This is a genomic window from Marinobacter sp. G5_S1_61_S3 (genome assembly GCF_054968585.1).
The window spans coordinates 13,845-34,312 of sequence record NZ_JBQKUK010000012.1 but is presented as its reverse complement, the minus strand read 5'-3'; the positions used below and the strand labels follow the sequence as shown (position 1 = coordinate 34,312).

10 protein-coding genes are annotated in these 20,468 nt (G+C 59.2%); 8 read left to right on the top strand and 2 right to left on the bottom strand.

All coding sequences use genetic code 11. The annotated features are described in order from the left end of the window. Positions 1–27 precede the first annotated feature (27 nt). A complete protein-coding gene (locus ACTRWH_RS13090) occupies positions 28–1,062 on the bottom strand; it encodes a DUF6160 family protein (RefSeq protein ID WP_227665086.1) in 1,035 nt (344 codons plus the stop codon). A gap of 163 nt (positions 1,063–1,225) precedes the next feature. Further along, the gene (locus tag ACTRWH_RS13085; RefSeq protein ID WP_462826486.1) at positions 1,226–1,891 is read right to left on the bottom strand and encodes a GntR family transcriptional regulator; all 666 of its coding nucleotides are present in this window, start codon (positions 1,889–1,891) and stop codon (positions 1,226–1,228) included. A 351-nt stretch (positions 1,892–2,242) separates the two neighbouring features. On the opposite strand from ACTRWH_RS13085, the gene ACTRWH_RS13080 reads away from it, so the two are divergent. From ACTRWH_RS13080 to ACTRWH_RS13045, 8 genes are all read left to right on the top strand, one after another. Then, positions 2,243–3,073, top strand: a complete 831-nt coding sequence (locus ACTRWH_RS13080; RefSeq protein ID WP_462826485.1) for an OmpA family protein — start codon at positions 2,243–2,245, stop codon at positions 3,071–3,073. A 70-nt stretch (positions 3,074–3,143) separates the two neighbouring features. Then, entirely contained in the window at positions 3,144–12,122 is an 8,979-nt protein-coding gene (locus ACTRWH_RS13075) for an Ig-like domain-containing protein (protein ID WP_462826484.1), read from the top strand. Beyond that, positions 12,119–13,393, top strand: a complete 1,275-nt coding sequence (locus ACTRWH_RS13070) for a TolC family protein (RefSeq protein ID WP_198324906.1) — start codon at positions 12,119–12,121, stop codon at positions 13,391–13,393. The genes ACTRWH_RS13075 and ACTRWH_RS13070 overlap by 4 nt, the downstream gene beginning before the upstream one ends. Then, positions 13,390–15,552: a type I secretion system permease/ATPase gene (locus tag ACTRWH_RS13065; protein ID WP_085679368.1), complete on the top strand. Its 2,163-nt coding sequence runs from the start codon at positions 13,390–13,392 to the stop codon at positions 15,550–15,552. Before ACTRWH_RS13070 ends, ACTRWH_RS13065 begins: the two co-directional genes overlap by 4 nt. After that, on the top strand, positions 15,545–16,735 hold the full coding sequence (locus ACTRWH_RS13060) for a beta-barrel domain-containing protein (RefSeq protein ID WP_462826483.1): 1,191 nt from the start codon (positions 15,545–15,547) through the stop codon (positions 16,733–16,735). Before ACTRWH_RS13065 ends, ACTRWH_RS13060 begins: the two co-directional genes overlap by 8 nt. Before the next feature lie 199 nt (positions 16,736–16,934). Beyond that, entirely contained in the window at positions 16,935–17,894 is a 960-nt protein-coding gene (locus ACTRWH_RS13055; protein ID WP_462826482.1) for a TAXI family TRAP transporter solute-binding subunit, read from the top strand. Between the two features lie 127 nt (positions 17,895–18,021). Continuing rightward, positions 18,022–18,429 (top strand): DUF1850 domain-containing protein, encoded by a 408-nt coding sequence (locus tag ACTRWH_RS13050; RefSeq protein WP_052479571.1) that lies wholly within the window; start codon positions 18,022–18,024, stop codon positions 18,427–18,429. Then, positions 18,426–20,465, top strand: a complete 2,040-nt coding sequence (locus ACTRWH_RS13045) for a TRAP transporter permease (protein ID WP_269399693.1) — start codon at positions 18,426–18,428, stop codon at positions 20,463–20,465. Before ACTRWH_RS13050 ends, ACTRWH_RS13045 begins: the two co-directional genes overlap by 4 nt. The last annotated feature ends 3 nt before the right edge of the window (positions 20,466–20,468 follow it).

Sequence of the window (20,468 nt, the reverse complement as noted above, 5' to 3'; positions counted from 1 at the left end):
GGGGCGGGGGGCTTGTCCAGTGTCTTGCTAGTGGCCATACACCATCATAGTGGTGTTTTTAATGGCAAAATCCGTGAACTGTACGGAGCCGATACTGGTGCCACCGACTTTGAACACTGGCATATCAATATCGGCCCGGAAGTCTACCTCATGGATGGAAAGGCCTTCCTTTCCAGACGCCGCGCTGGTGCCCCTGGACAGCTTCGCGGTGGCACTGGCCATCCCGAAGTGACCCAGGGTATCGTCGCCCCGGCGGTTGTGGATCTGCAGCCCTTCGATGCCAACGGCGGCAAAGTTGAATATTAGAATGACGTCGGCGGCATCCCAGTTGAGATTACCGTTGGTGATTTCAAAGTGGGTGTCGAGCTGCAGTTCCGAGCCAGACACCACGTTACCGTTGGCCAGCGTACGGGTATTGTTACCCTGGTTGCGGATCACCAGATCGGTGGGGCCGATATAACCCTGCAGCATGATATTGGAGAACAGGCTGGCAGTGCCGCCGGAGCCGGTTGCTTCAACACTGTCTACGGCCAGCTCGAAATCCACGGCCTGCAGGTAATCGTCCAGGCTGGTCGGGTCGCCGTAATCTGTGGCACCCAGGTGAATCACCAGGTCACCGCTATCGAACTGTTTGCCGTAACCACCACCCACGGCATAGCGGGCGAGGGCATCGGCCACATCCGGATTGGAGACATCCAGAAGGCCGGCGTCGGCGCGGCGGGCAATCTCGGAGAAGCCGTATTCAAGCACCTCATCCTGGCCGGCAATGTCCAGCGTCAGCTTGAGGTTGTCCAGCACTGTATCGTTCTGACCGGACAGGCGAATGCCATTGACGTTCAGCGAGCCTTCATCCGTCCAGCTCAGTCGGTCCATCTCAATCCTGGTTTCCATCTCGATGGTGACGCCAGTCTGGCCAGTGACGTTGCCCAGGGTACTGTCGTCCAGTGGGCGGAAGTCGGCCATCACCGGCAATGATAGACTGGCGGTCAGGCTCAGGGTAAAGAACCTGCGCAGGGCAGGTCTGAACGGTTTCAGGCGCTTGCGGGCGTTTCGACGTGTCATGGTGGCCCCGGATCGTTGTTGTTATGCCGGCTTCAGACCGGTCTCAGTCGTTGTGTAGCCGCAGGGGACAACCTGACCAGCGCAGCGGACTTAGGAGTTTGTTACAGACTGTTACGATAGGTGGGATAGGTAAGGGTGTCTGTGAGTTGAGTCACAGACTCGGTCAGGCCGAAGGGGCCAACGCCTGCTGGATCAGCGCCTTTTGATGGGCGCCGAATTCCGCGACCAGTGCCTCGGATTCACCGGCGTCCCGCGCCAGGATGGCATTCGTCAGATTGGTAAAGAAACGGCCGGTACGGTCCAGATCCTGCCGGTATCGGTCTGCACTCAGATAGTAAGCCCGGCTGACAGCGGGCTTGAAGTTGGTCAGAGCCTCCGTGAGGTAGGGATTGCCGACGACTTGGCAGCAGACGCCCATTACTTCAAAGCTCGCTTCCACAATGGCCGTGATATTGGCGTCCTTGCGCTGCATCTGGCCAGTGACGTGCCCAACCGCTGACAACAACGTGGTTTTGTCCTCTTCCCGCCAACGCTCACACAAACGCCGCGCCAGCATGATTAACAGGTGCATGTACACGTCATAGAGTTCTGAGGCATGCACCGCATCCAGCTTGGTGGCCGACGCACCCTTGCGCGGGGTGATCTCGATCAGGTGCCAGCGTTCCAGGGTATATAGGGCCTCTTTCACAGATGCCCGGCTTACCTTCAGTTCCGTGGCGGTCGTTGCCTCCTGCAAACGCTCTCCGGGTTTTATCTGCCCGGTCATAATGCGCTCGGCCAGATAGTTGGCAATCTGCTCGGCGAGGGTGTTGGGGACCTGGAAATCCATGGTTTAAAAGGCCTTATTATCGTCCAGACGCAAAAGTAGCACTATATTAATGGGCTGGCGGAAGAGTTGATACTGGGTTGCGAGAGAATTTGCCAGGAGGTTTAGGGACAGGCATTGCCGCTTGGATAACAGACTGAGTTGAACCTCGCTGTTTGTTTGCTTGGACGTAAACGCTGATTTGGTAGAAATCGTGTTTACCTGCTAGCTTAATTGTAGTGAATCGACTTTCAACTTGATGATAGTGATTATTCCGCTTCATGACTCTTTTCATGGAGGTCAGTGGAAAGTAATTGATTTATGAGTTGTTGCTTTGCTTCTTAATGAGAGAAGCAAAACAGTAAGGAGGCATGGATGAGCCCCACCAGATTTTTGTCTGTTCCGAACTTAGTCGTCGGCCTTGTAGCGATACTCTCGTTTTCAGCGAATTCCGCAGAATCACCTTTCCCCGACGAAATTGTCCAGCCTACCGAGCTAGGGGCGACGCCGCTACGCCTTGGGCGTGATTATAGCATCCTGGATCTTGGAAATATTTCCTCTGAAATGTCTGGCAGTCAAGTCGAGGCGTTGTTGGGGCCGCCTGCTGACCGTACCTCCCATGGCAACCTTTCCCACTGGCACTATAACGTCAACTTTCCCATCGCAGGCGGTGACAGTGAACTGGTCTGCCAATACAAAATCGTTTTCAGGCCTGATGGAACAGTCGAGTCGACTCACTGGCGCCGACACACGTGTGAGAACCTGGCTCAGACATTGACCGTCCCGCCACCGGCGGAGGCGAAGCCTGAACCGAAGGTACAGGTAGTAACTCTCTCCGCAGATATTCTCTTTGGTTTCGGCGAGTCGGAACTGACCTCCCAGGGCAAGGACCGTTTGCGAGAAGTCGCCGAAAACCTGCAGGCCGCCTATCAGAACCCGATGGTCACGTTGATTGGACACACGGACCGGCTAGGCTCATTCGACTCCAACATGGACCTCTCTCAACGCCGGGCTGAGGCGGTGCGCCGTCAGTTGGCGAAATCTGGCCTGAGTAATAGCGAAATGATCGCTGAGGGGCGAGGCGAGATGGAGCCTGTTGTGGTCTGTCAGACCGATCAAGTGGAAGAACTGAAACAATGTCTTCAACCGAATCGTCGAGTAGATATTGAAGTTTTTGAACGGCAAGTCGGCGACAGATCTTTATGAACATCGTGAGGAATAGAAGGTGCTACGAAGCGATTAATTGAGCTTTTTGCGGGTTTGTTCCGGGGGGAATATGCGTGACCTGACAACAGTGATGGTAACCAACAAGGAAACTGGTCAGAGCTCAGAAGTAGAGCTCGATGCGTTGGATAATCCGACTAACAGCGTAATAACGCTTTCGGTTGGCCCCGAGGAAATTGCGTCCATTGACACGGTGGCAGACGATTTGCTGGTCACCCTCACGTCGGGAGAGTCGATTGTCATCGAGGGGTTTTTCGCTCCGGGTGACGACCAGAGAAACGAATTGGTTCTCAAAGACTCCAGCGGTATTTTTTGGTGGGGGCAGTACGATTCGCCCTGGTCTGAGTTTTCCTTTGCCGAGATAACCGTTGATGAAGTTGCGAGTGCGGGTGCGGGAGATGGGTCCGGCTGGTGGCTGCTAGCGGGGATTGGCGGAGCTGCCGCGGTGGCCGGTGCAGTGGCTGTTGGATCATCTGGTGGATCCTCATCGGGTGACTCCGCAGGAGATGACGTTCCTCCTGACGTATCCCGGGCCAGCGTTAGCGATACTGGTGACCAGGTTAGAGGCGTTGCTGAACCGGGTAGCACCGTAATCGTCGCCTATGCCACCAGTGGTATCGAGCTGGGCCGGGCTACTGTCGGTGATGACGGGAGTTACAGTATCGACTTGGACGAGCCGCTAACCAACGGCGAAGTGATGGTGGTTACTGCGACCGATGAGGCCGGCAACGAATACTACCGGGCCACAGTGACTGCGCCTGACATGACAGCTCCGGATAGCCCGAGCGTCGACTTCAACGACGCTGGCAATGAAGTTAGCGGCACGGCCGAACCGGGCAGCGTAGTGACCGTCACCGATGGCAGCGGTAACGAACTGGGCAGCGCCACCGTTGACGATAATGGTCAATACCTAATCAGCCTGGATGAACCGTTGACCAATGGTGAGAGTGTTGAAGTCACCAGTACCGATGGGGCGGGCAACGTGTCTGCCCCGACCACTGCCACCGCTCCGCATATCCCGACGATTGATACGGCCACTGACGATACCGGTAGTGTGACGGGCGATCTACCGGCCGGATCGAGCACCGATGAGACCACGCCGATCTTGAGCGGTACTGCCGAAGCGGGCAGTACGGTGACAGTGTTCCTGGATGGTAATGCGATCGGTACAACGGTGACGGATAGTGGGGGGAACTGGAGTTTCGAAACACCGGCCCTGGCGGAAGGTGGCCACAACTTCACCGCCATGGCCACTGATGTGGCAGGGAACGAATCGCCTGTCAGTAGCACGTTCGAACTGACCGTAGACACAGTGGCTCCGAATGCACCGACGCTGGCGTTGGCGAACGACACCGGCACCGACGGCGATGGCGTGACCATCGACGGTACCGTCACGGTCGGTGGCCTGGAACCCGGAGCCTCCTGGTCGTACTCCACCGATGGCGGGGCCACCTGGAACGAAGGTGCCGGCAATGGCTTTGAGCTGCCGGCGGGCGAGTACGCCGAAGGGGAGGTACTGGCGCGCCAGACCGACGAGTCGGGCAACACCAGTGATGACGGCAGCCTGATTGGGGTGACCGTGGACAACACCAGCCCCGGTGGTGCGGACGGCACGGATGCGCCCACGCTGCTGATCCCCGAAGCGGACAACGGCTTCATCGGCAACGATGAGTTGGGCGATGGCATCCAGGCGGTGGTCAGCCTGACGGTGGGAACCGAGGAAGGGGACACCGTCAGGGTAACCCTGACCGATGGTAACGGGGTTGAGCACACGTTCGAACATCTCGTAACAGGCGCAGACCTGGCCGCCGGCGACGTTGGCCTGGACCTGACGGGCCCGTTTGCCGAAGGGCTGTCGAATGCCGTGGCGGAGATTACCGACGAGGCGGGCAATGCCTCGCTGGCCACCAACGAGGTCACGTTCACGCTGGATACGACGGTTCCGGAGGCCGGCGCTAACAGCATCGCCTTCGATGATGGTGGTGATGACGTGTTGGGTGCCGCCGACGCGAGCGCCGTCAGTCTGAACGGCCAGGTGGAAGCGGGCGCCACCGTTGACAGTATCGAGATCACCGACGGTGTCTCAGGCATCGTGACGGTCCCTGCGAGCGCGATCAGCGTCGACGGCAGCGGCAACGTCAGCGTGACAGGCCAGGACCTGAGCGGTCTGGCCGATGGTGAACTCACCGTGACCATGACGGTGACGGACGAGGCTGGCAACAGTGGCTCAGTGGCCAGCACCACCACGCTGGATCAGACGGCTCCGACCGTGGGCGTGAACCCCCGAACCACCAACGACACCACACCGGCACTGACCGGCACGGTGGATGACGCCAGTGCCGACGTCACCGTGACCGTGAATGGTAATGACTACAGCGCCACCAATAACGGTGATGGTACCTGGACCCTGGCCGACGACACATTGCCAGCGTTGGGTGCGGGGGATTACACCGTCACCGTAACCGCGGTTGATCCGGCGGGTAACGAAGGGTCGAACACCGGCACCCTCACCGTGGATACCTCCGTGCCGGCGGTGACCTTCGACAGGCTGTCCACGAACGACACGACCCCGGCGTTGAGCGGAACGGTGGACGATGCGGCCGCCGACGTCACCGTGACGGTGGACGGTAACGACTACAACGCCACCAACAATGGCGATGGCACCTGGACCCTGGCGGATGATCAGTTGCCGTCCCTGGCTGAGGGCGATTACACCGTTGAGGTAACCGCCACGGGTGCGTCGGGCAACGTTGGTAGCGTCAGCGGTACGCTGACGATTGATACCACGCCGCCGTCGGTCACCGTTGACCCGGCGGGGGATGGTGACCTGACCGGTACAGCGGAGCCGGGCAGCACGGTGAGCATTGACACGGATGGAGACGGCACGGCGGATTACACCCTCGAAGCCGATGTGGATGGCCGCTGGTCGGTGACGCCCGATGCGCCATTGGCCGATGGCACCGATGTGAGCGTGACGGCCACCGATGAAGCCGGTAATACCAGCGACCCGGTTACGATGACCGTGGACACGGTAGCGCCGAATGCACCGACGCTGGCGTTGGCGAACGACACCGGCACCGACGGCGATGGCGTGACCATCGACGGTACCGTCACGGTCGGTGGCCTGGAACCCGGAGCCTCCTGGTCGTACTCCACCGATGGCGGGGCCACCTGGAACGAAGGTGCCGGCAATGGCTTTGAGCTGCCGGCGGGCGAGTACGCCGAAGGGGAGGTACTGGCGCGCCAGACCGACGAGTCGGGCAACACCAGTGATGACGGCAGCCTGATTGGGGTGACCGTGGACAACACCAGCCCCGGTGGTGCGGACGGCACGGATGCGCCCACGCTGCTGATCCCCGAAGCGGACAACGGCTTCATCGGCAACGATGAGTTGGGCGATGGCATCCAGGCGGTGGTCAGCCTGACGGTGGGAACCGAGGAAGGGGACACCGTCAGGGTAACCCTGACCGATGGTAACGGGGTTGAGCACACGTTCGAACATCTCGTAACAGGCGCAGACCTGGCCGCCGGCGACGTTGGCCTGGACCTGACGGGCCCGTTTGCCGAAGGGCTGTCGAATGCCGTGGCGGAGATTACCGACGAGGCGGGCAATGCCTCGCTGGCCACCAACGAGGTCACGTTCACGCTGGATACGACGGTTCCGGAGGCCGGCGCTAACAGCATCGCCTTCGATGATGGTGGTGATGACGTGTTGGGTGCCGCCGACGCGAGCGCCGTCAGTCTGAACGGCCAGGTGGAAGCGGGCGCCACCGTTGACAGTATCGAGATCACCGACGGTGTCTCAGGCATCGTGACGGTCCCTGCGAGCGCGATCAGCGTCGACGGCAGCGGCAACGTCAGCGTGACAGGCCAGGACCTGAGCGGTCTGGCCGATGGTGAACTCACCGTGACCATGACGGTGACGGACGAGGCTGGCAACAGTGGCTCAGTGGCCAGCACCACCACGCTGGATCAGACGGCTCCGACCGTGGGCGTGAACCCCCGAACCACCAACGACACCACACCGGCACTGACCGGCACGGTGGATGACGCCAGTGCCGACGTCACCGTGACCGTGAATGGTAATGACTACAGCGCCACCAATAACGGTGATGGTACCTGGACCCTGGCCGACGACACATTGCCAGCGTTGGGTGCGGGGGATTACACCGTCACCGTAACCGCGGTTGATCCGGCGGGTAACGAAGGGTCGAACACCGGCACCCTCACCGTGGATACCTCCGTGCCGGCGGTGACCTTCGACAGGCTGTCCACGAACGACACGACCCCGGCGTTGAGCGGAACGGTGGACGATGCGGCCGCCGACGTCACCGTGACGGTGGACGGTAACGACTACAACGCCACCAACAATGGCGATGGCACCTGGACCCTGGCGGATGATCAGTTGCCGTCCCTGGCTGAGGGCGATTACACCGTTGAGGTAACCGCCACGGGTGCGTCGGGCAACGTTGGTAGCGTCAGCGGTACGCTGACGATTGATACCACGCCGCCGTCGGTCACCGTTGACCCGGCGGGGGATGGTGACCTGACCGGTACAGCGGAGCCGGGCAGCACGGTGAGCATTGACACGGATGGAGACGGCACGGCGGATTACACCCTCGAAGCCGATGTGGATGGCCGCTGGTCGGTGACGCCCGATGCGCCATTGGCCGATGGCACCGATGTGAGCGTGACGGCCACCGATGAAGCCGGTAATACCAGCGACCCGGTTACGATGACCGTGGACACGGTAGCGCCGAATGCACCGACGCTGGCGTTGGCGAACGACACCGGCACCGACGGCGATGGCGTGACCATCGACGGTACCGTCACGGTCGGTGGCCTGGAACCCGGAGCCTCCTGGTCGTACTCCACCGATGGCGGGGCCACCTGGAACGAAGGTGCCGGCAATGGCTTTGAGCTGCCGGCGGGCGAGTACGCCGAAGGGGAGGTACTGGCGCGCCAGACCGACGAGTCGGGCAACACCAGTGATGAGGGCAGCCTGATTGGGGTGACCGTGGACAACACCAGCCCCGGAGGCGCGGACGGCACGGATGCGCCCACGCTGCTGATCCCTGAAGCGGACAACGGCTTCATCGGCAACGATGAGATGAGCGATGGCATTCAGGCGGTGGTCAGCCTGACGGTGGGAACCGAGGAAGGGGACACCGTCAGGGTAACCCTGACCGATGGTAACGGGGTTGAGCACACGTTCGAACATCTTGTAACGGGCGCAGACCTGGCCGCCGGCGACGTTGGCCTGGACCTGACGGGCCCGTTTGCCGAAGGGCTGTCGAATGCGGTGGCGGAGATTACGGACGTGGCGGGTAACGCCTCATCGGATAGCAATGAGATTACGTTCACGCTGGATGTGGATCCCCCGGATGCTCCAACGATTGATTCCGCCACTGACGATACCGGCAGTGTGACGGGTGATCTACCGACCGGATCGAGCACCGATGAGATCACTCCGATCTTGAGTGGTACTGCCGAGGCAGGTAGTACGGTGACAGTGTTCCAGGACGGTAACGCGATCGGTACGACAGTGACGGATACCGGGGGTAACTGGAGCTTTGAAACACCGACCCTGGCTGAAGGTGGCCACAACTTCACGGCCACAGCGACGGATGCGGCAGGGAATGAATCGCCAGTCAGTACCACGTTCGACCTGACGGTGGACACGGTGGCCCCAAATGCGCCGACACTGTCGCTGGCGAACGACACAGGCACAGACGGCGATGGTGTGACCAGCGATGGTACGGTCACGGTCAGCGGCCTGGAACCTGGAGCCACTTGGTCGTATTCCCTCGACGGAGGGGCGACCTGGAGCGAGGGCACAGGCAATGGCTTTGAACTCCCGGCGGGTCAGTATGCCGAAGGAGATGTGCTGGCGCGCCAGACGGATGCGCCGGGCAACACCAGTGGTAACGGCAGCCTTATCGGGGTGAATGTGGACACCACGGCTCCGGTTGTTGGCGATGCCCTTAGTGCTGTTTCGGAAGAGGGCCTGCCGGGTGGCGAGCCGGATAATACCGGTACGCCTGATGACACAGGGAACTCCGCGACCGTGGGCGGCACGTTGTCTATCACGGAGGACACCAGCATCTCCGAGGTCACGGTTATCGAGCCTCCACCGGTTACCTCCGGCGGGGAGGCCGTGTCCTGGCAGGGCGCGTTCTCGGGAGACACCTATACGTTGACGGGTTCAACTGTCAGTGCTGGTACCGTTGCTACCCTGACGCTAACAACGGCGGGCGCATACAGTTTTACGCTGGAGGCGCCGCTGGACCACCCCGGTGACAGTGTTGAAGATGTCCTGACATTGAACTTCGGCGTCAGTATGACCGATGCCGCTGGCAATACCAGTAACGAGGGCGCGCTGGCCGTGAATGTCGAGGATGACATGCCGGTGGCGGCAGACCCGGTGTTATTCAATATCACTTCTGCACCAACGACGGAGAACGGTTCATTTGTCGAGTCGTTTGGCGCCGATGGTGGGCATATTTCCTCGGTAACGGTTGATGGCTATACCTTTGAACTCGACTCGGCAACCAATTCGGTGTCGGCGAGTGGGACCACTGATAGTGTCCTGACGTTTTCTTCGGAGGACTACAACACCACCACTGGAGAACTCACGGTCCAAACCGTTAAAGGTGAGTCGTTGGTGGTCAATATGTTTGATGGTAGCTATGAGTACACGCACACAGGCGTTTCTCAGTTGCCGGTTGAACAAATGGTCGGCCCAGAGGTGTCTTTGGGCGATTCGAATAGCCTCCTGGGATTGGTTGGCGCAGATGCATTGAATCTGATCAATTTCAGCGAGCAACAAGCTTTTGCTGCAACCGATGAAAACAATGACATTGAGTCAGTTACCCTTAGCTTTACCGTTCTCAGCGTTAATTTGGGGCCCTCAGGTTTTCGGGGGGCGGAGGATCTGGCTGACGAGTTCGGCTTCTCCATAGAAACCGACGATCTTGGCGCATTGTTGGGGCTGACCGCGTCTATGACAATTTCAGCCGCGGACGGAGGCGCCCTCGATAACCAGCAGCTCAACGAGTATCTGGGATCCGTTTATTTCACAAGTCCGGTTCTTAGCGTGGGCGTAGCGCCGACGCTCTCTATCGAAGCGACTGATTCCCAAAATAACACGGTGAGTGAGAGCAGTAGCGATCTGTTGGCACTCAATCTGCTGAACGATAACTCGCCCGATTATCTGTTCGAAGGGGATGGTGGAAATAACTCTCTGACTGGTACCGAGGGCTCAGATCGTTCTTATGGCTACGCTGGGAATGACAGTCTCAACGGTCTTGGTGGCTCGGACATCCTGCGTGCCGGCGCTGGCGACGACACGCTCGATGGGGGCGACGGCAACGATATTCTGATCGGTGGCGCCGGCGCCGATACCCTGACGGGCGGCTCTGGTCGTGACGTGCTCCGCTGGGAAGACGGTCATCAAGGGGTAGCTGGTACGCCAGTGGTAGATACCGTGGCCGACTTCAACTTCGTATCGGTGGCCGCCGATGGCGACATACTCGACTTAACGGGTTTGTTGCAGGGCGAAGGTCGGATTGGCTCGAATCCTGGCAACCTGGCGAATTATCTGCATTTCGCTTTTGATGGTACGAATACCACGATCTCTATTAGCAGCACCGGAGGGTTTCTCGGGGGCTTTAATGCTGCAGAGGTTGATCAGGAAATCGTGGTGGAAGGCGTTGATCTGATAGAGGGCGCTGCTACCGATCAGGACGTGATTGCCGCTCTGCTCAACCAGGGTAACCTGCTTGTGGACGAAGCCACGGCTGATACTGACCTGGTAGGAGGGACGACCACGGTTACCGCGGGTGTTTCGGACAACGATGGCGACACGGCTGATACCCAGGTGGAGTTTGACAGCACTGGTGGTACACCACCGGCGCCATCGCCAGGCCAGCCTGCTCCTGTTGTTCAGGTCGACACCTCCGCGTTGCTGGGCGTCGTTGGCGTGGAAGCGCTTGGTCTGTTTAACCTCAATAATCAGGATTTCACTGCGGTGGATGCGGGGGGCAAGCTTCGCTCCGTCGAAGTGGCCTATCAACCAATACTCAGCGTCAACCTTGACGAGCAGAGTTTGACGGCATCATCGCAACTGGCCGATGAGCTTGGACTGCAGTTTCGTGTGGAGAACGATCCAGGCTTGCTGGGCTTGGTCGCTCCCTCGTCCGTGCTGACCATCACGGCGGCCGATGATGGCGACATCGACAACTTCGCAATCAATGAACTCCTGGCCACCGTACGTTTCGAGAATGGCCAGTCCCTTCTGGGGCTTGATATCGATGTGCAAGCAGACTTGCTGGCTGCCACTAGCATCACGGCCACCAATGCCGACGGCCTCACCGACTCTGCCTCGCTTGGCCAGTTGACCTCGGTCGATGTTCTCAAAACGCTTCTGGGCGCCGACGAAATCATCGAGGGTGGCGACGGTAACGATACGCTTATTGGCTCAGGAGAAGGCGAGCGCCTGTATGGCTACGACGGAAGTGACGATCTCTATGGCGGGGGCGGGAACGACCTTATTCGGGGAGGTTCAGGTAATGACACGCTGAATGGTGGCGATGGCAGCGACACCCTGATAGATGGATCCGGCCAGGACACCTTTAATGGAGGTAACGGTGATGACTTTATCTGGGCGACCAGTGATCAGTTTGCGGCAGTTGATGGGGGCGACGGCTTCGATGAGCTGATGCTTGATGGGGGGATCAATCTGGACATGACCGATCCCGGTACGGGGCCTGTTTCGGGAATAGAGCAGATTGATCTGGGCCAGAGTGACGGCTCCAGTACCCTGACGCTTGATAGCGCTGAGCTTATCGAACTGACGGACGAAGACAACACACTGATCGTTCAGGGCGACGAGCAGGACACCCTGAATATCGGCAGTGAGAGTTGGGTTGAGGGTGCTTCGGTCGTGCGTGGTGGTGTGACTTACTCCGAGTATTCGCTCAATGACGCCACTCTATTGGTGCAGGATGGTATTAACGTGGAGGTTTCTTGACGCCCGGACGGAGCTTTTGCTCGTTGCTCGTAGGCGTGGCCTTCATCGGGCTGGTGACGCCATTACCCTCGGAGGCCATAAGTCTGGAAGAGGCGGTATACCGAGGAATGCTTAACCACCCTTCCGTTGCCGCAGCCCGTGCCGAAGTTGAAGCAGCCGGTATAAACCTTGATATCGCTGTTGATGGGTACTGGCCGACGGTACAGGCCAGCGCCGGTCCAGAGAATAGCTTGTGGGGTGAAATCGGTTACGAAGTTACTGCACGCCAGACGCTATACGACTGGGGAGAGGTTAACTCCCAGGTAGAGGGCGCGTCAGCGGTGGAGCGCCAGAAGCTGGAGGCTCTCAAGATTGCGAGTGCCGAGGCAGCTCTGGACATCATTGAGGTTTACCTGGATGTGCTGCTCTACGAGTCACGAGCAGAAGCAGTGAAACGTCATATAACGCGGCTGGGGCAACTCGCGGAGCTCAGCCATGATCGTAGCGAACTGGGTTACGTAGGTCGGTCCGAGGCGGGGCGGGCGGAGCTGGAACTGGCCCGTGCTCGGGAACAACTGGCTGTTGAAAGGGGGGCGCTGGCAGACGCCAAATCGCAGTTTCGCGAGCTTGTCGGCTATGCCGCCGAAGATCTTTCTCAACCTGATCCGAAAGCCATCATTGGCCATTTGCGGCGCTCCGGAGAGCTGGATAAAGCCGTGGCCGAGGCGCCGGAGTACCGGCGGGTCCGCGAAGAAGTTGATGAGGCAATCGCCCGGCGTGATGAGTCCCGTGCAGCGCTGAAGCCCCGTCTCAACCTGGAAGGCTCATTGATGCGTCGCGAGATTGGTGGCCGTATGGAAGAGGACGCGGTGATCGCCCTGCGTTTGCGCATAGATACGTTTCAAGGACTCTCCAATTTTCGTCGCGTGGAGTCGGCAGGCCGTCAGGTTGAGGCCGCGAGGTGGGAACAAAGGGCGACACGCCGGGAACTGCGTCGGGAACTTACCGCCTGGTTCGAGCAACACGAGGTCCTTGGCTGGCGACTTGAATCTCTTGAGGTGCAGCTTCGTCGCGCTGAAGAGGTTGCTGAGGCATATCACGAACAGTTCGAGGCTGGGCTTCGGGACATTGAAGATTTGCTCCCTATTCAGCGAGACATGTTTGATACCGAACGACAGATCCATGAAGTCGAGAGCCAGAAGGTCCGTCTTCAATATCGCGTCGCTTCTCGGCTGGGCCGATTGGATGAGGTATTGAGCTCAAAGGTCGATGACGGAAACGAAGCGCTATGACAAGGAAGCAGGAACAGGTGCAGCGTCCGGAAGACCCCTTGAGGGAGGGATTGGTGGTGCTTTGTCGGCAGCTCGGTGTGACGGCCACGGTGGCTGAACTGGGTGATGGCCTGGCGCTTGAAGAGGGGCGGCTGCCATTGGCGCTCGTCTCGCGGGCGCTGCATCGGGTTGGGGTCGAGGGGCGGGCTTTGGCGTTGCCTTTCGAACAGATGGATTCTCGCCTTCTGCCAGCTTTGTTGATTCAGCGTGACGGCAGTACGGCGCTGTTAGTGGAGTGGCAGGAAGACGACGCGGTGATCCTGGTGCCTGAGAGCGGCGGTGGCCAAGAAAAGGTAACCCGGGACTCTTTGGCGCACTATTACGCTGGCAGCGCCATTGTCGCGCGGAAGGCCTATAGGCCCGACCAGCGAGCGGGCGATTTCGCCCGAGCACAGGACGAGCATTGGCTTAAGGAGCCGTTAAAACGGCGTTGGCGCACCTGGGTTGAGGTAGGCGTGGCGGCGCTGATGGCAAATGTGTTGGCCATATCAACGGCGATCTTCGCCATGCAGGTCTATGACCGGGTCGTGCCTACCTCCGCTTACGATACGTTATGGATCCTGGCTAGTGGTGTGGCGTTGGCGGTGGTGATGGAGTTCATGTTGCGCAGTCTGCGCGCCCACCTGCTGGATGTAACCGGTAAGGGGTTGGACCTTCAGCTCTCGGGGCTGTTGTTCGACCGGGTGATGCAACTCAAGTTGGCCGCTAAACCTGGCTCCACCGGCGCCTTCAGTTCCCAGATCCGTGAGTTTGAGGGAGTCCGTGAGTTCTTTACCTCCTCGACGGTTGGAGCGATTAGCGACATGCCTTTTGTCGTTCTGTTCCTCGGCGTTATTGCCTACATCGGTGGGCCGTTGGTCTGGGTGCCGCTGGTTGCCGTGATACTGATGGTGTTGCCGGGGCTCTTGGCTCAAGGGCATCTGGCCAAGCTTTCCCGACAGAATCTGAGCGAGGGCGCCGTACGTCAGGGCGTGCTGCTGGAGTCTATAGAAAACCTGGAGACGGTCAAAGCGACCAGGGCTGAGGGGCGCAATCTCCGGCTTTGGGAGCACCTCTCAGCGGATCTCGCTGAGGTAGGCGTTCGGGTGCGCCGGCTTTCATCGATGCTTGGCTACGGTGCCATCATGGTGCAGCAGCTTTGTTACATCGGCGTGGTCATGGTCGGTGTATACCAGATTGGTGCTGGCGAGATGACCATCGGTGCGTTGATTGCGTGCACCATTCTGGCTTCGCGTACGGTTGCACCAATGGCTCAGGTGGCCGGCATTCTCACGCGGTGGCAGCACGTCAAAGTGGCCATGGAGGGGCTCGATGAGCTGATGAACGCGCCGGTAGAGCGTCCGGCGGGACGCGCCTTCGCACACAAGCCTTCGCTGAAGGGCCACTATCAACTGGAAGACGTAACCTTGCGCTATGAGGAAGAGGCTCCAGCGGCGTTGGCCATTTCATCGTTGGAGGTGCATGCCGGCGATCGTGTGGCTCTGCTGGGCGGAAACGGGGCTGGTAAATCATCGCTACTGCGCCTGATGGCCGGGCTGACCGATCCGGATGGTGGGCGTGTGGTTCTGGACGACGTCAATCTGGGTCAGATAGAGCCGGCAGATCGCCGACGAGCGATCGGATACCTGCCTCAGGATGTCGGATTGTTCTATGGCACCCTGCGTGAGAATCTCCTTCTGGACAACGCCGCCCATGATGATGCGACTCTGCATACTGAACTGGAAGCTGTGGGCCTGGGGCCTTTCGTGCGCCGTCATCCGCTGGGCCTGGATCTACCCATTCAGGGCAGTGGTAGTGTCTCAGGTGGTCAGCGTCAGGCAATCGGGCTGGCGCGCCTGTTGCTTCAGGATCCCCGTATCGTACTGATGGATGAGCCAACATCCGCCTTCGACCAGGCCAACGAAAAGCAGATTATTGATTACCTGCAGCATTGGCTGGAGGGACGAACTCTGGTGGTGTCGACACACAAACGGGCACTGCTGTCATTGGTGGGTCGTGCTGTGGTGCTGCGGGATGGCCGGGTAGTGATGGATGGCCCGGTGGGGGCGGTGGTTGATGGCAATCTGGTGCGAGCACCTAAGCGGGATGCCGTGGAGAAGAGTGAGGGCCAGGATGGCTAGTCGGGATACTCAAACACTGCGCATTCTGAATGAACTGGGTGATACAAAGGTTAGCCGTCACTATCGGGCCAGCCATCCGATACTTTGGTTCAGTCTATTGGTCATTGCGGTGTTCATTGGTTGGTCGGCCTGGGCGGAGGTTGACGAAGTCACTCGTGGTGAGGGGCAGGTCGTGCCTCTTAGCCGCATGCAGACTATTCAGAGCCTGGATGGCGGTATTCTGGCCGAGCTTATGGTACGCCGCGGTGATCGTGTGGAGCGGGGGCAGCTCCTGGTGCGCCTCGACGATACGCAGTTCCGGAGCGCCTACCTCGAGATCGCCAGTCAGATCGCCGTATTGCGCGCATCCATTGCACGATTGAAAGCCGAGGTGCTGGAGAAGAGTGACATTGATTTTCCCGAAACACTGGATCCTGAAGGCGAACTGGTCCAGTCAGAACGAGCGTTATTTCATGCCCGGCGTGAGCGGATGCGTGAGGCGGAGCGATCAATCAACAAGGAAATGAGTCTGGCGCGCCGACAGCTGGAACTGGTAGAACCGTTGGTCGAGCGACGTTCTGTCAGCGAAATGGAGTCTCTGAAACTGGGCCAGACCATTGCCGGCCTGGCCGGACGGCTGGCAGAGCTGCGCAACACTTATGTGCAGGATGCCTACACCGAACTGTCCGCCAAACAGGCGGAGGTGAGCTCCCTTGAACAGAAGTTGATGCAGAGGCGAGATAAGCTTGAACGTACGAACATATACTCCCCGGTGCGAGGCAGAGTTAATGACATTCTGATCAATACCGAGGGTGGGGTGATTCGGCCCGGTGAGCTGATCATGGAAATCACACCTATTGAGGGGCAGTTGCTGATTGAGGCCAAGGTGAGGCCTCAGGATGTCGCCTTTGTGGCACCCGGCATGCCTGCCAGCGTGAAAATTACAGCTTATGACTACACCATCTATGGTGACCTCCAAGGTGAAGTAGAACAAATCAGTGAAGACACCATCGAAGAGGAAACGCCACGGGGTAAGGAAGCCTTCTACGAGGTGCTGATTCGCACCGAGAAGGCTTATCTGGAGCGCAACGGTATAACCTTGCCGATCCGCCCGGGCATGGTGGCACAGGTTGACATCCAGACGGGCAAGCGCACCCTGCTGAGCTATCTTCTGAAACCGATTATCAAGGCGCGCTTATACTGAGACGTAAGCGCACCAAGGGCTCCGGGAAAGTCGAAGAAAACCGTGCGTTGTCCTGCCATACTTGGTGAATTTCCGCCTATTCATTTCTAATGTCTAATATCGACGCTTCCCCGAAGATTGATATACAAGCTGCTATCCTATGATGACGTCAAAGGATCAAACGTCCCGACGCTAATCCAACAAAAACGAGGTGAGCAACATGCGAAAGCTATTTCTGGCACTGGGCGCGACCGCGCTGATCGGTGTTTCTCCGGCACAGGCGGATACCAATCTCTCCATTGCCACGGGCGGCACCGGTGGTACCTATTACCCTCTCGGGGGTGGCCTTGCGGAGTTGATCAGTCAGCATATTGAAGGGTACAGCGCAGTTGCCGAAGTCACCGGTGCTTCGGTTGAGAACATGGGGCTGGTTCATCGTCAGGATTCGGATCTGGCGATTGCCCTGGCAGACACCGTCCATCAGGCCTATAACGGTGGCGAACGTTTCAATGGCAACAAGCTGGATGTGCTGGCCATTGCCTCGCTTTATCCGAACGCGGTTCAGATTGTCACCCTGGCGGACTCTGGCATTACGTCGCTGGCAGACCTGGCTGGCAAGCGTGTGTCGGTTGGTGCGCCGGGCAGCGGTACCGAAGTGAACGCCAAGGCCCTGCTGGAAACCAACGGCATGAGCTTCGACGATTTCGACGAGCGTGGCCTGAACTTCAATGAATCTGCAGATGCCATTCGCGATGGCGACATCGACGCCGCGTTCTGGAGTGTTGGCCCGCCAACAAGCTCTATTGTCAGCCTTGCCACCACCCGTGACATTGCACTGATACCTCTCTCCGAGAAGGAAACCGCCAACGCCAGAGCAGAAGTGCCGGTGTTTGCGCCCTACAAGTTGCGTTCCGGTACCTACGAGGGTGTCGATACGGATATTTCAACGATCGGCATTCCCAACGTCCTTACCGTCAATAGCGCCATGTCGGAAGATCTTGCCTACAAGATCACCAAGCTGCTCTTCGAAAAGGTAGAGGCCCTGAGGGCGATCCATCCGGCCGCTGACGACACCACCGTGGAGTTCAGCCTGGATTCCACACCCATTCCTCTCCATCCGGGTGCCATTCGCTATTACGAGGAAATAGGTGCAGAAGTGCCGGAGGCACTGCGCCAGTAATTGGGAATCCGTCGTTATCATTCGTCGGTTCATGGTTTGCAGGGTCTGTTGCCTGCTCGCGTCACTGCTGTGGGGATTATGGCCCACAGCAGTCGGCGCCCAGAGCAAAGCGGTCTGGCAACTGTCGGTGTCTGATACCAGTCAGACGTCGCTGGTGCAGCTCGGCCTGCCCGAGGGCGGGCGGTGGTGCCTGATCTGGAATCACTCGGTGCAGGGGTTTCCTGTGACGGACTGCTTTCGCATGGAAGCGGACCAGTTGATTCTGGACAGTAGCCACACACCGGACTTTGCAGCCGGCCTTGGCCATACCCGTGGCCGGGGCACACTGACGTCGGATGACGACCACGGCTACCGCATCGTCGATATGCAGGTGCCCATACCCAATAATCGTCTCTCGCTGCGCGTTGGCGCCTTGTCGGTGAATCACCGCATTGAGGTGGATTCGCGCGTGGTGAGTCTAAGCCGTCTGGCAGCTGACAAACTCGTTGAGATTCGAGTACGGCCTGCAGGGGATAAAGGAAGCACGCTTCAATGAGTCAAGAAACGGCCATCTACCTGAAAACCAATGGCGCATGGCAGCCGACCAGAATGAGCGGGCCCAGGGCACTGCTCTGGCTGATCGCACTGATTGGTATCGGCCTATCGCTGTTTCAGCTATACAGCGCCGGTATTCAACCGCTGGGACTGTTCTATCAACGGGGCATTCACCTGGCGTTGGTGATGATGCTGTGCTTTCTGCTGTTTGGGCCCCGGCCTGGCCGACCGCGCGGCGCCATAACGGCGTTGATTGATACCGGATTTTTGATAGCCTCGGGCGCATCCGGTTTCTATCTGGTCTGGTTCCTCGATGAGATTACCGGCCGGGCCGGGTTCTGGAACCAGACCGATATTGTCATGGCCTGGGTATGCACCATCACCTTGCTGGAGGCCAGCCGCCGGGCGGTAGGCACCGGGCTGACGGTGATCGGTGTGATTGCAATTCTCTACGCGATGAGTGGCCAGCGTGGGCCGCTGTCGGAGCTGGGGGAATGGCTGCCGGGCATTCTCAACCATCGCGGCTACTCCCTCGACCGTATCGGTGCCCAGCTGTATCTGGGGCAGGAAGGGATTTTCGGCCTGCCGTTGGGCGTTGCTGCTACGTTCGTGTTCATCTTTGTGCTGTTCGGCGCCATGCTGGAAGTAACCGGCGCAGGCCGCTTCTTCATCGATCTGGCTTTTGCGGCGACGGGCCGTCAGCGCGGCGGCCCCGCCAAGGCTGCGGTTCTGGCCTCGGCCAGCATGGGGTCCATCTCAGGCAGTGCCATCGCCAACGTGGTAACCACCGGCGCGTTTACCATTCCGCTGATGAAGAAACTGGGTTTTCGTCCGGCCCAGGCGGGTGGCATTGAAGCCGCAGCCAGTACCGGTGGCCAGATCATGCCGCCGCTGATGGGCGCCGGCGCCTTCCTGATTGCGGAATACACCCGTGTGCCGTACCTCGACATTGTAAAAGTCAGTGTGTTTCCGGCCCTGCTGTATTTCGCCACGGTGTATCTGCTCGTTCATATCTGCGCGGTGAAGCAGGGCATGAAAGGCCTGCCTTCCAGTGATCTTCCCCAGCTCCGGGAAGTGATGGCTTACGGCTGGTACTTCCTGTTGCCGATCATCATGCTGGTGTACCTGCTGGTGATGGGCATCTCCCCCATGCGGGTCGGGTTTTATGCCGTGGTCGGCATCATTGGTATCGCCGGGCTGAACGGCCTGTACCTTGCCTATAAACAGGGGCGGGCGGACAACCAGCTTGGAAAAGCCCTGACGCATGCGCTGCGTGAAGGCGTTGTAAAACTGCTGCAGGGCCTCGAACTTGGTGCCCGCAACGCGGTTCCCGTCAGCATTGCCTGCGCCATTGCCGGCATTGTGGTGGCGGTGGTCGGCCTGACCGGGCTGGGCCTCAAGTTCTCATCAATGATGATTGCATTCGCCGACGGCAACATTCTGATGGCGCTGTTCCTGGTGGTCATCGCCAGCCTGATTCTGGGCCTGGGGCTGCCGGTAACGGCCAGCTACATCGTACTGATCGTGCTGGTGGGGCCCGCGTTGACCAACGAGTTCGGTATCCCGCTGTTGGTCGCTCACCTGTTGGTGTTCTGGTACTCCCAGGATTCCAACGTCACGCCGCCTGTGGCGCTGGCCGCCTTCGCGGGGGCGGCGATCGCAGGCAGTAAAACCATGGAAACCAGCGTACAGGCCTGGAAGTTCGCCAAGGGCCTTTACCTCATTCCGCTGTTCATGGTGTTCAACCCCGTGATCATCGAAGGGGGGCCGTTACCACTGGTTCTCTGGAACGGCTTCATCGCCATACTCGCCCTTGCGGCCTTTGCAGCGGCGCTCGAAGGCTTTCTGTTCACTCACATGAAACCCTGGATGCGACTGGCATTGAGTGGTGCGGTGATCGCAATCTTTTATCCAGACCTGCAAGTGGAAGTCGCAGGTGTGGTCGCGATGCTGGTATTGCTGACCATGAATTACTGGCACCGACGCCGGGAGCTGCATGGGGCCGGAGCCCCCGAAACAGAGGGGCAATCACAGTGAGAT

Excerpts from the sequence above, each read along its gene's own strand:
- ACTRWH_RS13080 (WP_462826485.1), top strand. The coding sequence starts at position 2,243 with ATGAGCCCCACCAGATTTTTGTCTGTTCCGAACTTAGTCGTCGGCCTT.
- ACTRWH_RS13090 (WP_227665086.1), bottom strand. The coding sequence starts at position 1,062 with ATGACACGTCGAAACGCCCGCAAGCGCCTGAAACCGTTCAGACCTGCC.
- ACTRWH_RS13085 (WP_462826486.1), bottom strand. The coding sequence starts at position 1,891 with ATGGATTTCCAGGTCCCCAACACCCTCGCCGAGCAGATTGCCAACTAT.
- ACTRWH_RS13075 (WP_462826484.1), top strand. The coding sequence starts at position 3,144 with ATGCGTGACCTGACAACAGTGATGGTAACCAACAAGGAAACTGGTCAG.
- ACTRWH_RS13055 (WP_462826482.1), top strand. The coding sequence starts at position 16,935 with ATGCGAAAGCTATTTCTGGCACTGGGCGCGACCGCGCTGATCGGTGTT.
- ACTRWH_RS13060 (WP_462826483.1), top strand. The coding sequence starts at position 15,545 with ATGGCTAGTCGGGATACTCAAACACTGCGCATTCTGAATGAACTGGGT.
- ACTRWH_RS13065 (WP_085679368.1), top strand. The coding sequence starts at position 13,390 with ATGACAAGGAAGCAGGAACAGGTGCAGCGTCCGGAAGACCCCTTGAGG.
- ACTRWH_RS13045 (WP_269399693.1), top strand. The coding sequence starts at position 18,426 with ATGAGTCAAGAAACGGCCATCTACCTGAAAACCAATGGCGCATGGCAG.